The organism is Clostridium sp. 'White wine YQ', from assembly GCF_028728205.1.
Taxonomy (GTDB): Bacteria; Bacillota; Clostridia; order Clostridiales; family Clostridiaceae; genus Clostridium_T.
On sequence record NZ_JAQYUU010000001.1, the window covers coordinates 1,224,515 to 1,237,443 of the forward strand.

Sequence of the window (12,929 nt, forward strand, 5' to 3'; positions counted from 1 at the left end):
CTTATACATAACTTAGAATTCCTTAGTTATAAATTTATTTATACTCTTCTCCAGTAAGTGAAAAGGATCCAGCTTTTGTTATTTTTACATTAACAAGCTTGCCTATATTTTCTTGACTACCTTCAAAATTAACAAGTCTTCCGTTTCTTGTTCTTCCCATTAATCTATCTTCTTGGTTTTTACTCTTACCTTCTACAAGTACTTCTACTACTTCTCCATTATATTCCTTATTTCTCTTTTCAACAATCTCATTCACTTGCTTAACTAGTCTATTAAATCTCTCATGCTTTACTTCTTCAGAAATTTGATTTTCCATTCTATCAGCTGGTGTATTATTTCTTCTAGAATATATGAATGTAAATGCAGAGTCGTACTCAACTTCTTTAACTAAATCTAATGTATCTAAGAAGTCTTCTTCTGTTTCTCCAGGGAAGCCTATTATAATATCAGTAGATATTGAAACTCCAGGAATTTCTTTTCTTATTTTTTTAGCAAGTTCTAGATATTGTTCTTTAGTGTAGCTTCTATTCATTTCCTTTAATACTCTAGATGATCCACTTTGAACTGGTAAGTGAATTTGCTCACATAACTTATCACATTCTTTTACTGCTTGAATTACATCGTCAGTTAAGTCTTTAGGATGAGAAGTCATAAATCTTACTCTTTCTATTCCTTCAACTTCATTTACTACTCTTAATAATTTAGCGAAGGTCATATCATCCCCTAAGTCTTTTCCATAGGAATTAACATTTTGTCCAAGTAAAGTTACTTCTTTATAGCCTAAGCTAACTAATTCATTAACTTCTTTAAGTATATCATCAACTTTTCTACTTCTTTCTCTTCCTCTAACGTAAGGAACTATACAATAAGTACAGAAATTATTACATCCATACATAATAGTTACAAAAGCTTTTACATCGCTCTTTCTATCTATAGGAAGTCCTTCTACTATTCCTTCTTCCTTATTTATAATTTCTTTAATTTGAACTCCTTCTTTTTGTACCATGTCTAAGTACTCAGGGAACTTATATGAGTTATGAGTTCCAAATATTATGTCTACATATGGGAAGGTCTTAAGTACCTTATCTGCCATGTCTTTTTGCTGCATCATGCAACCACATATAGCTATTATTAAATTTGGTTTCTTTTCCTTCATTGCTTTTAATAAGCCAAGATTACCGAAAACTTTATTTTCAGCATTTTCTCTTACACAACATGTGTTAAATATAATAATGTCAGCTTCTTCTCTTACTTCAGTATTAGAATAGCCAATTCTTTTAAGCATTCCAGATAATTTTTCGGAGTCTTCCTCATTCATTTGGCAACCCCAAGTTTCAATATAGTATTTTAATTCAGTATTTTGTAACATCTTTACACTCCTTATACAATAATTCAAGGTTTATCCTTTAATCTTTCGATTATAAAATTTGTTCATTAAATAATTATATATAATTTAGAGAGATTTTAAAAGAGTTTAATAAAATTGATGTATAAATTATTCATAAAAAATATAAAAAAGAAGAATACTATCATAAAAGGAGTGATAGTATGTACGATGCTAAAGTAACAGATCATCCAGATAAGTATGTTAATCCAGAAAATACAAAGGATAAAAAACGTGACATAAGTGATAGGGGATATTTTAGTGATAAACTAACATCATCTGTACTAGGTACTAAAACTTCCTATGTACCAACTGATGATTTGTTATAATCCCCAGTATATTATTTAACTAATTTTATAATTATTTAGCCTATGGAGATACTACGCCATAGGCATTTTTAATTCTATAATATGTAATAATTGTAATATACTGTAAAATCATTATACAATAGTAATATAAACCTATGTAACAGTAATATTGTTATAATTTTCAATTCATTATCTTGTATAGTAAAAAAAATATATATCTATTTATTAAAATATACGATAAATTTTATACTTTAAGGAGATAGAATTAAATGGCACTTTCAAAACTTAAAGAATTTGCTTCACTAAAAGGTTGGAAATTCGAAAAGAACATTGCATCTGGAGAAGAGAACAACTACTTATTTACTGTGATATCTGGACAAGGAGTGAAAATTTTTATTTGTCCATTACCATCCATTAGTGAAGAAAATAAGAACCAGGTTTTAAATCACTTAACTTATAATAAGAAGCTATTAAAAATTAGTAGTTTTTTATTCGACCATGATATGCTAATTATAAAATTTAAAGAGAATTATAGACGCACTAAAATTGAAACCATGAATAACTTACTAATTAATCTAACTAATCTTTTAAACTCTTTAGGAATAAAAGGTAAGGAATGCTGCATATTCTGTGGTCATGATAATGCAAATGAAACTATATACTTTGAAAATGTAATGTATTCAGCACATAGTGAATGTTACACCCAACAGGTCGAAATGATTGAGACAGCAGCAAGAGAATATGAATCAGAAAATAAAAATTATCTTAGAGGAGCTATTGGTGCGTTAATAGGTGGTATTCTAATCTCAATACCTTGGAGCTTTGCTCAAGTGTATTTATCTAATAATTTAGCAGCGATTTTCTCTACTTTATTAAGCCTTGGACTATTAAAATCTTATTATCTTTTTAAAGGAAAATTAGGTAGTGCAACAAGATGGATTATAGCTGCATGTACTTTTATTTCAGCAATAATTTCTCAACTTTTGGTTGTTGAAATTATGATGCTACAGCATGGTACCACCATAGAATATAGTGACTTAATAGGACTATTTGGTATTTCTGGACTAGCAGCAATGTTTAGACTAAACGTAAAATTAAGTCTATTCATTGCATTTATAGGTTTTTTACTTTTTGTTTTCCCAATAAAAGGTAGTACAAAAAGTGTTTTGCCCAAAATAGAAAAGAAATAAAAAGAGGTAGGAATAATCCTGCCTCTTTTTATCTAATCCATCCAACAACTTTATTATAATAATTAAAACCTACTGAATTATATAGGTTTACTGCTGGAGTATTTTTTTCAGAAACTCTAATATATAAATCCTTAATATTTTTATCAGCACATGTTGCTATTATTCTGTTTAAGAGTATTCGTCCGTACCCTTTTTTTCTATATCCATCGATTATTCCAAAATTAACAACAAGATATTGTTTATTCAAATATATCACTTGTCCATATCCTATTGCTAAGCCTTTATGCATAATCAAAATAGACAGATCATCGATATAATAAGACTGCTTCATATCATTAACTATATCTGCTACCTTTAAATCTGATCTATTTACATCCTTAAAGATAGAATTTTGTATTTCCACACGAGTCTTTATATCTACATTGCTTTGAACTACTTTAAACTCCACATCCTCAGCTTTTATCAGATTAACTTTTCCTAATTTTTTAAGGAGAACGATGCTCTCATCTGAAATTTGAAAACCAATCTTATTTAATAGTTCTGTATTATCTTCAGTTGCAGTAGTTTCAAAGGAATAGAATTTATTTGATTTAAACTCATTTAGAGGAAACTCTTCAAAACCATCTTGAAAGTATAAGCTGCGTAAATTCACATAGTCATCTCTTAAATTTTCTTTCCATATAATACCTAACTTATCTTCATAGCTATATACCTTTAGATTTGTTCTAAGCACTAATTTATCTAATATATTTGCTTTTGAATATACTTCCTCAAAGTCTTCATTTAATGGATTCATTTCTATTGCTTCATCTGATATTTTCTTTATAAGATTCAAATCAAATTTTTTAACTTTTTTGATTTTCATTTTAATCACATCTCTCCACCAAAATATAATTATTATATCATATATTAAATCTACATATTATACTTTTCCTCAAATTTGTCAATCCATAAATCAAGATTTTCTTTTATTTCTATTAAATAATCAAATTCATTTCTTAATATATTTATGTTGCTTGTATTTTGCTTTTTATATATACCTTTACAAATATCATATAGCCTATAGGGGAATATGGTAAAGCAATAAAGCAAATAAATTTCTTCGTCAATAAAGGTTTCTCCTTTATTATAAACATTAATTAATTCCTCAAAAAAACTATAACTCCATTTGATAGAAGGACTATTTTCTATGCTATTTAATAATGATCCTAAATCAGTAAGATAGTAGGACTGCTTTATTTTAGGTATATCTCTAAGCAATACCTTTCCTTCAACTTCCCCAAAGTTATTTAATGCTAAATTTGAAATGCAAAACTTATACCTAAGTAGTTTTTGAGAACTCTTAGGTACTACACTTCTTAATATCAATAAGCATCTTTCAAATATATTATCGTAAGCATTTAATATATCATAAACCGTAGAATCTAACGGAGCCTTAATAATTTTCATATTTAATTCTTGTTTTAAATTAGCAAGGAAAACTAATCTTCTAATATATTTATCTATCGTTTTTCCATATTCTCTTCTTAACCTGTATTTTTCAGGGTGTAATTCTCTAGTGCACTTATGAAAATTTCTGAGTACTTGTATAGTTGATTTGTAAAACTGATCTGGTTCCATTTTATTCTCATTCTCAGTAAAAGTAGTTAAATAATAAATTCTATCTTTTGTTATTATATAACTATTTCCATTGTTACTTTTAATTACTCGTGAAGTTTTCCTAAAACCATTATTGTATATATCTTCTTTAAACTGAAACAATTCCTTAATTCCTTTTTTATTTCTTCTATAGGAATTTAAAATAAATTTATCTTCTCCACAATCAATTATGTAACACTTTCCATTCTTAACAGCATTATATCCAATAATATTATAATTTAATAGTACACGCTGAATGATGTGCTCCATAAGATTCCTCCTAAAATATTATTACTAATTAAATATATTCATTTAATTCTCGTATAATAACAAAAGAGTTCTTTCTATATGAAAGAACTCTTTAATATACATTTAAATTATTAATCTATAACCTTTGAACTTAAACCAATTTTCTTTTTCTCGCTATCAACGCTTAATATTTTAGCTTTAACAACATCATTAACTTTTAATACTTCTGAAGGATGGTTTATTTTTTTTCTAGAAATTTGAGAAATGTGAAGTAATCCATCTACTCCTTTTTCTAGTTCTACAAAAGCACCAAAATCAGCTATTCTTACTACTTTACCAACTACTATTGTTCCTTCTGGATATTTTTCTTCTATGTTTATCCATGGATCTTCTAGTAAATCTTTAATACTTAATGTTAATTTATTATCTTCTCTATTTAATGCAATTATTTTAGCTTCAACTTCTTCACCAAGCTTTAAAAGCTCTTGTGGCTTTGAAACTTTGCCATAACTCATAAGTGATAGTGGAATTAATCCATCTAGACCTTTAACATCTACAAAAGCACCAAACTCTGCAAATCTTAATACCTTAACCTTTAATACATCACCTTCATTTATAGAACCCCATGCTGCATCTTCTCTTTCGTTTTTAGCAGCTTCTTCAATAATTCTACTAGAAGCAATTACATTACCTTCTTCTAGGTTTAGTATCTTAACATTTAATACTTTTCCTACGTAACTAGCTGGGTCCTTTACAAATGCAACTGATATTTGTGATTGAGGTATAAATATTCTTACACCCTTATAATATGCTACTAATCCACCTCTAGCTGCATCAGTTATTTCAATATCTAATGTCTTTTCAGTTTCTTTAGCATCTTTTAATTCCTCTAAGGCTTCTTCTCTTTGAATTTCTTTTCTTGATAATAGAACATAACCTTCAAAATTATAACTTAAAACCTTAGCTTTTATTTCATCGCCAACTTTTACAACTTCTAATATATCTTCTGATTTATCAAAAGTAAATTCACTCTTTGGAATCTTACCATCTAACTTATATCCTGGAATTGCTACATATGCAGCATCAAAATCAACTTTTAAGACTTCAACCTTTATAACTTCACCAATAGTTAATTTTCTATCCATTTCGTTCATCAAATCTAATTGATTAACTTCTGAGTTGTTATTGTTTTCCATAATCTTAATTACCTCCTTAATTACCCAGTCAGGAGTAGATGCTCCAGCAGTTACTCCAACTAACTCTATATCTTTATCATTAATTAAATCTAAGGGTATTTCCTTAGCATTTTCAACATAGTATGTTCTCTCACAATTCTTCTTGCAAATCTCATACAACTTTGTTGTGTTAGAACTATTCTTACCACCGATAACTAGCATTACTTGAACTTGTTTAGATATTTCATCAGCACTTTTTTGTCTTACATCTGTAGCTGAACAAATGGTATTAAAAGAAAGAACTTCCTTTGACCTATTGCTAATATTATTTAAGGTTTTTTCCCAATTTTCTTTTTTTTCAGTAGTCTGTGAAACTAAGCAAACTTTTTCAAGATTAGACTCATCAATTTCTCCATCTTTAGTTATGATTGCCTTATTATCGCACCAACCATTTATGCCTACAACTTCCGGATGCTTTTCGTCTCCCATAATAACTATTCTATATCCATCATCACTATATTTCTTAGCCTTTTTTTGAATATTAGTAACAAAGGGACATGTAGCATTTATTATTGTAAGTCCTCTATTTTCTAGTTCATCATATACCTTCTTTGATACTCCATGGGATCTAATCACTACAACGTCATCTTTTGATAAATTAGAGATATCATCAAAATTAACAGCATGAATATCATTGCTTTCAAGCATTTCTACCACATCATTATTATGAATAAGTGGTCCTAAAGTATATATTTTCTTATTAAATACTTCTTTATTCTTAAGTGCTTCATCAACTGCTCTTTTTACACCAAAGCAGAATCCTGCATTTTCTGCCAAAATTACTTTTCTCATTCCATCACCTTTATAAATAGAGTATAAATCTAAAATAATATATTTATAATTAGTTCATTATTTAATATACTCTAAAATTTTATTTACAACGCCATCTATATCTAATCCTGTAGTATCTATTTCGATAGCATCGTCTGCTTTTCTTAATGGATCTGTTTCTCTATTAGTATCAATAAAATCTCTCTTTTTCATATCTTCTAAGATTTCATTAAACTCTACCTTCATCCCTTTAGATATTAATTCTTCATATCTTCTTCTAGCTCTTTCCTCTGAAGAGGCAGTTAAGAAAAATTTATATGGAGAATCTTTTAAAACCACTGTGCCAATATCTCTACCATCCATAATAACATTAAACTTTTTACTCATTTTTTGTTGTAAATAAACTAGTTTCTCTCTAACTTCAGGTACTTGAGCATAGTTAGAAACATTACTACTTACTTGTAGTGTAGATAACTCCTCTTGAATATCTATTCCATTTAAGATTAAATTATCCCTTTCAAAATGCATCTCCATCTTGTCAATTAATGAGGAAAGTTTATCTATATCATTAAAAGAAATATCACTTTTTATGGCTTCAAGTGTCACTGCTCTATACATAGCACCAGTATTTATGTACATTAAATTAAGCTTTTTTGCTATTATTTTTGCAATGGTACTTTTTCCTGCACCAGCTGGTCCATCTATTGCTACTGAAATTCTCAAGTCAAAACTTCCTTTCTTTTTTAAAACATTACCAATTTCTATTATATCATATTGGAAGTAAAAATAAATTATTAAATTGAAGTTCCAGCTATATAACCAGTAGATAATGCAATTTGAACATTATATCCACCCGTAAATGCATCTACATCCATAACTTCACCAGCAAATGAAATATTTGAAATTAATTTTGATTTCATTGTAGATGGATCTATTTCCTTTGTATCTATCCCACCAGCAGTTACAATTGCTTCTTCAATAGGTCTTAGACCCTTTACTGTAAAGGTTAAGTTTTGAATTAACTCCACAAGCTTTTTTCTTTCTTCTTTGGTAATTGAGTTTACCTTCTTATTTTCATCAATTCCTGATAATTTTATTATTATAGGAATAAGTTTTTTAGGCAGTAATTCATCTAAAGAGTTCTTAAAGTCCTTATTTAAAAACTTTTGGAAATCTTTTTGAATTCTTTTGTCTAGTTCTTGATTATCTAAAGCTGGTTTTAAGTTTATTGATATCTCCATAGGTATATTATCTTTTACATACCTAGAAGCACTTAATATTAATGGACCAGATATGCCAAAATGAGTAAATAGCATTTCTCCTTGTTCTTTATATTGAACTTTTTTATCTTTGGAATTAATTAATTTAACTTGAACATTTTTAAGACTTAATCCCATAAGCTCTTTTACCCAATCTTCCTTTAGTTCAATAGGTACAAGAGAAGGTTTTAATGCAACGATTTTATGTCCTAACTTTTGTGCAAATTTATACCCTTCACCTCTAGATCCTGTAAGTGGATAGGATTTTCCTCCAGTTGCTATAATAAAATGATCTCCAGTTATTTTTTGATTGTTTTCTAAAATCACTGCTTTAACTTCATCATTTTCAATGATAATATCGCTCACTTTAGATTTAAGATATATTTTTACTCCTAAATCGTTTAATTCATTTTCAAGACCTTTTATTATATCTGAACTTTTATCTGATAAAGGAAATACTCTATCTCCTCTTTCTACTTTTAATTTTATATTCTTTCCTTCAAAAAAATTCATAACATCTTGATTTGTGTATGTATAAAGAGCACTATATAGGAAATAAGGGTTACCTGGAATATACTCAAAGAATTCTGATATATCCTTTGCATTTGTTACATTGCATCTTCCCTTTCCAGTTATAAATAACTTTTTCCCAAGTCTATCGTTTCCTTCTATTAAAATTACTTCATTACCATTCTTAGCTGAAGTAATTGCTGCCATCATTCCAGCTGGACCTCCGCCTATCACAATAACTTTTTTCAAAATATCACCTCTAAACTTTCTTAAGGATATTATAACATCTTATTTAATAGAAAAAAGAGGCAATGCCTCTTTTTTGAAATTATTCATCTAACACATTACCCCTGTTATATGAATAAACATTATATTCTTTCCAAATACTTTCAAGATTATTAAATGTATTTGCTATAGTTTCTTTTTCTCTCATACCTACAGCTATAATTAATGCATTAATAACTGATAGCGGTGCCACAAGTGAATCAACAAAACTCGCCATGTTACTTTGAACAATTAAGCTATAGTCTGCTTGTGTTGCTAAAGGTGATAATAGCGAATCAGTTATCGCAACTACCTTTGCATTTCTACTTTGTGCGAATGATAAAGCATCAATTGTTTTTGCTGCATATCTTGGGAACCCTATACCTATTACTAAATCCCCTTCTCTGATATTAATCATTTGCTCGAATATATCTGAAATACCATAAGCTACAATGTTTACATTATCAAGAATTATATTTAAATAAAATCCTAAAAACTCAGCTAAAGCTGTTGAACTTCTTAATCCTATAATATATATTCTCTTTGCATCGAATATTGACTGAACTACATCTTCAAAGGTTTTGTGATTTATTTTTTCAAGTGTTGCTCTTATATTTTCTATATCTGCTTTTAAAACTCCTTTTAAAGCATTTTCTTCTGAAATATAATCATTTGTAAGTTCTAATCTTTGCACAGTTGTTAACTTATTCTTTATAAGTTCTTGTAATTCCTTTTGAAGCTTAGGGTAACCACTAAATCCAAGCTCATTTGCAAATCTAACTACAGTGGATTCCGAAACACCTACTGAAATCCCTAACTTAGCTGCAGTCATAAAGGCTGCCTTATCATAATTCTTTAATATGTATTCTGCAATAAGCTTTTGCCCTTTACTTAATCTTGGAAATTTTAATTGAATGATTCTCATTAAATCTTGATTTGCTTCTAGCTTTTCTTGGAAATAATCCATTTACCCTTACTCCTATTCTTTTTGCAATTTATTTATAATATAAATTCATTTTAACATCAATAATTAATTACATCAACCTTAATTATGAAATTACTTTTTTTCTATGCATAATAGCATCGGAGGATTATTATTACGATTGACATACTCAAATTTCATTACCCCATATTTATTCTTAGGTAAGTTTTCAGCAAATTCTAAAATGCAAGTTTTTTCTTTTGCACCTTCATTATGTCCTGAATAGATAGCAATTAAAATAATTCCCCCAGCATTAATTAAATCCAGTGCCTGAATTATGGAGTTCATTGTACTGTCTTTCATTGTTGTAATCTCTTTATTTCCACCGGGTAAAAATCCCAAATTATATATTATACAATCTGCACTTTCCTTAGCATATTCATTAAGTTTATCATGAGAATCTTGTATAAGGTAAACATTATCTTTATTTTTATTCTTATAATTAGTAATCGCCATTTCTTGAATATCAAAAGCTATTACCTTATTAAAGCTTTCAGATAAGAAATCAGAATCGTATCCATTTCCTAGTGTACAATCTATTGCTAAGTTTTTGTTTTCAATATATTTATCAATAATATCATGGGATAAGGAACTAATATCCTTTACTAATTTAAACATACTAATTACCCTCACAGAGATTTAATATAGTTAAGCTCAGAGTCTGTAAGTTCTCTAAAGCTACCTACCTCTAAATCACCTATATTAATTTCTCCAATAGCAACCCTCTTAAGTGATACTACTTCATGATTTAAAGCTGCGCACATTTTTCTTATTTGCCTATTTTTACCTTCGTGTATTTTAATTTCAACTTTACAGTTATTTTGATCTTTCCAAAGAATTTTAATACTTGATTTAGCTGTGATATATCCTCCTATATCAACTCCATTTTGGAAAGTTTCCATTTCTTTATCTGTAAAAACTCCTCTAACCTTAACAATATAGGTTTTATGAATTTCTCTTCTCGGATGTATTATTTTATTATAAATTTCACCATCATTTGTAAGTAATAAAAGCCCAGAAGAATCATAATCAAGTCTTCCAATTGGATATATTCTCTCCTTAGCATTTATAATATCTATTATAGTTTTCCTACCTTTTTCATCACTAACAGAAGATATTATTCCAACTGGCTTATTAAGCATGATATATCTCTTAATCTCCTCAGCCTTTACAACTTTCCCGTTATATTCTACTATATCTTTTTCTATATCAATTTTAGTGCCTAATTCTCTTATGATTTCTCCATTAACTTTAACATTTCCAGCTAAAATTAACTCTTCACATTTTCTACGTGAAGCTACTCCGCAATTTGCCAAATATTTTTGTAATCTTTCCATTATAAAATCACCTATCCTGCAGTATTCTTAATAATTATAAAGACTTAACATAAAAAAATCAAATTGGAATTTCCTGGGAAATTATAGGAGATTGCTGAAATCTTATATTTTTGTTATACTACTAACCAATAATAAAAAATAAAGGGTGATAATCATGGAAAAACTATTGTTTGGAATCTCAGGAATTCCACTGGGCAAAGGTGAAAAATTTAATTATAGTACTGGATTAGAGTATTTACATAATATAGGACTAGATGCCATGGAGCTACCATTTGTACGTTCTGTTAATGTTACTTCAAAAAACAAAGATTCTATTATTAAGGTTAAAGAAGATACAGGTATGTATTTATCTGCACATGGTTCATACTTCATCAACTTAAATGCTAATGAAGATGAAAAAATTGAAAAATCAAAGGAAAGAATTTTAAAGGGAGCTGATGCTTTAGAATCTGTTGGAGGAAGAAGTTTAGTATTCCATGCTGGATTTTATTTAGATTCATCTAGAGATGATACATTAAATAATATTAAAGCCCAGTTAAGTACACTCCCTAAAGGAAATGTTACATATAGACTTGAAACTACTGGAAAAGCTACACAATTTGGTGACATATATGAATTAGTTAATATTGCTAAGGAAATTCCAAGTTGTAATATATGTATAGATTTTTCTCATGTACATGCAAGGGGAAATGGAGCTTTAAAGGATTATTCTGACTTTGCCAAAATATTAGATTATGTTGGAACTAATCTAGGAGATGCTGCACTAAAAGATATGCATATTCATTTATCCGGAATAAACTACACTGCAAAAGGTGAAAGAAATCATCTACCATTTGAAGAAAGTGACTTTAACTATAAGGCTTGTCTTAAAGCCTTCATAGATTTTAATATAAAAGGTTGTATTATTTGTGAAAGTCCTCTTTTAGAAAATGATGCTTTGCTTTTAAAAGAAACTTATAATAGTCTATAGTTAAATCCTTGCCCAATTCGGGCAAGGATTTTTTTCTAACACCTAAAGAATCTGTTGTTGCCTAGTAATAGTAGTGCTATTAATAAAGGACTATTAAATAAGCAGGTATTTCCTATAAGTGAATTGTAAGGGTAACCACAACCGCCTGAGTAGCAGCCACAGTTATTAAAGCCTCCAAATCCTCCAGGATATCCTCTAAATCCGCACCCTGGATAACCTCCGTAGTAACTATTACAACAGCAATTTCTCCTTCTTGACATGTTTATCACTCCTTCTCTTCTGTATATTACATTCTATTCCGTCCTATTGATTATTGTTAATTAATCTCAAATTTAAGTTTTTTTAGAACATAATACTCATTTACGAGGATATCATTTTAGTGTATAATAAGTGCAAGAGGTGATATTATGAGTAGAAATAGATTAGTTGCACCTAGAAACGTTGTTAATACTAAGCAACTTTATATATTTTATATACTAGGAGAGCTATATAAAGGTAATTCTATATACGGAAATAAGGTTTTAGAAGAGTTTAAAAGCAGATTTGAGAGTTCTTCAATGCCTTTCCCTGTCTCTTCATCAACGGTATATGATACACTATTTTATTTAGAAGAGATGGGCTATGTTAATTCTACTTGGCTTGGGGATGAGTTTTTAAATAAAAGAAGCAAGAAGATATATTCAATTACCGATGCAGGTATTGAATATTATAAAAAACATATAGCTGACTATATTGATAATCTTAATAAAACTAAGAGCACTTTAGATATTATGATTAACATGATTAAATAAAAATCACATATTTTGAAATGCAAAAACAGCACTAATAATAA

At 28.5% G+C, this 12,929-nt stretch carries 14 protein-coding genes; 4 read left to right on the top strand and 10 right to left on the bottom strand.

All coding sequences use genetic code 11. The features are described from left to right. Positions 1-34: 34 nt before the first annotated feature. Positions 35-1,369, bottom strand: coding sequence for a tRNA (N6-isopentenyl adenosine(37)-C2)-methylthiotransferase MiaB (miaB, locus tag PTZ02_RS06140; protein ID WP_274226924.1), 1,335 nt, complete (start codon positions 1,367-1,369; stop codon positions 35-37). A gap of 179 nt (positions 1,370-1,548) precedes the next feature. Here miaB and PTZ02_RS06145 point away from each other — a divergent pair, with 179 nt between their 5' ends. Together PTZ02_RS06145 and PTZ02_RS06150 are read left to right on the top strand one after the other, a co-directional pair. Next, positions 1,549-1,713: a hypothetical protein gene (locus tag PTZ02_RS06145; protein ID WP_274226925.1), complete on the top strand. Its 165-nt coding sequence runs from the start codon at positions 1,549-1,551 to the stop codon at positions 1,711-1,713. Between the two features lie 248 nt (positions 1,714-1,961). Then, positions 1,962-2,882 carry a hypothetical protein gene (locus PTZ02_RS06150; RefSeq protein ID WP_274226926.1) on the top strand — a complete coding sequence of 307 codons (921 nt, stop codon included), beginning with the start codon at positions 1,962-1,964 and terminating at the stop codon, positions 2,880-2,882. A gap of 28 nt (positions 2,883-2,910) precedes the next feature. Here PTZ02_RS06150 and PTZ02_RS06155 read toward each other — a convergent pair whose 3' ends face one another. The 8 genes from PTZ02_RS06155 to PTZ02_RS06190 all read right to left on the bottom strand — a co-directional run bounded on the left by PTZ02_RS06155 (position 2,911) and on the right by PTZ02_RS06190 (position 11,130). Further along, a complete protein-coding gene (locus PTZ02_RS06155; RefSeq protein ID WP_274228068.1) occupies positions 2,911-3,747 on the bottom strand; it encodes a GNAT family N-acetyltransferase in 837 nt (278 codons plus the stop codon). A gap of 50 nt (positions 3,748-3,797) precedes the next feature. Beyond that, positions 3,798-4,790: a hypothetical protein gene (locus PTZ02_RS06160; protein ID WP_274226927.1), complete on the bottom strand. Its 993-nt coding sequence runs from the start codon at positions 4,788-4,790 to the stop codon at positions 3,798-3,800. A 110-nt stretch (positions 4,791-4,900) separates the two neighbouring features. Further along, on the bottom strand, positions 4,901-6,796 hold the full coding sequence (locus PTZ02_RS06165) for a bifunctional 4-hydroxy-3-methylbut-2-enyl diphosphate reductase/30S ribosomal protein S1 (protein WP_274226928.1): 1,896 nt from the start codon (positions 6,794-6,796) through the stop codon (positions 4,901-4,903). 57 nt (positions 6,797-6,853) lie between these two features. Then, on the bottom strand, positions 6,854-7,498 hold the full coding sequence (gene cmk / locus PTZ02_RS06170; RefSeq protein ID WP_274226929.1) for a (d)CMP kinase: 645 nt from the start codon (positions 7,496-7,498) through the stop codon (positions 6,854-6,856). A 71-nt stretch (positions 7,499-7,569) separates the two neighbouring features. Continuing rightward, positions 7,570-8,793 carry an NAD(P)/FAD-dependent oxidoreductase gene (locus tag PTZ02_RS06175; protein WP_274226930.1) on the bottom strand — a complete coding sequence of 408 codons (1,224 nt, stop codon included), beginning with the start codon at positions 8,791-8,793 and terminating at the stop codon, positions 7,570-7,572. Between the two features lie 79 nt (positions 8,794-8,872). Further along, positions 8,873-9,775, bottom strand: a complete 903-nt coding sequence (locus PTZ02_RS06180; protein ID WP_274226931.1) for a MurR/RpiR family transcriptional regulator — start codon at positions 9,773-9,775, stop codon at positions 8,873-8,875. A gap of 90 nt (positions 9,776-9,865) precedes the next feature. Next, the gene (locus PTZ02_RS06185; protein ID WP_274226932.1) at positions 9,866-10,408 is read right to left on the bottom strand and encodes a tRNA (mnm(5)s(2)U34)-methyltransferase; all 543 of its coding nucleotides are present in this window, start codon (positions 10,406-10,408) and stop codon (positions 9,866-9,868) included. A gap of 11 nt (positions 10,409-10,419) precedes the next feature. Next, the gene (locus PTZ02_RS06190; protein WP_274228069.1) at positions 10,420-11,130 is read right to left on the bottom strand and encodes a pseudouridine synthase; all 711 of its coding nucleotides are present in this window, start codon (positions 11,128-11,130) and stop codon (positions 10,420-10,422) included. Between the two features lie 151 nt (positions 11,131-11,281). Between PTZ02_RS06190 and PTZ02_RS06195 the strand changes: the two genes are divergently transcribed. Next, a complete protein-coding gene (locus PTZ02_RS06195) occupies positions 11,282-12,097 on the top strand; it encodes a TIM barrel protein (protein WP_274226933.1) in 816 nt (271 codons plus the stop codon). A gap of 35 nt (positions 12,098-12,132) precedes the next feature. On the opposite strand, the gene PTZ02_RS06200 is transcribed toward PTZ02_RS06195, so the two are convergent. Beyond that, positions 12,133-12,357: a hypothetical protein gene (locus tag PTZ02_RS06200; RefSeq protein ID WP_274226934.1), complete on the bottom strand. Its 225-nt coding sequence runs from the start codon at positions 12,355-12,357 to the stop codon at positions 12,133-12,135. Between the two features lie 147 nt (positions 12,358-12,504). Here PTZ02_RS06200 and PTZ02_RS06205 point away from each other — a divergent pair, with 147 nt between their 5' ends. Continuing rightward, on the top strand, positions 12,505-12,888 hold the full coding sequence (locus PTZ02_RS06205) for a PadR family transcriptional regulator (RefSeq protein WP_274226935.1): 384 nt from the start codon (positions 12,505-12,507) through the stop codon (positions 12,886-12,888). The last annotated feature ends 41 nt before the right edge of the window (positions 12,889-12,929 follow it).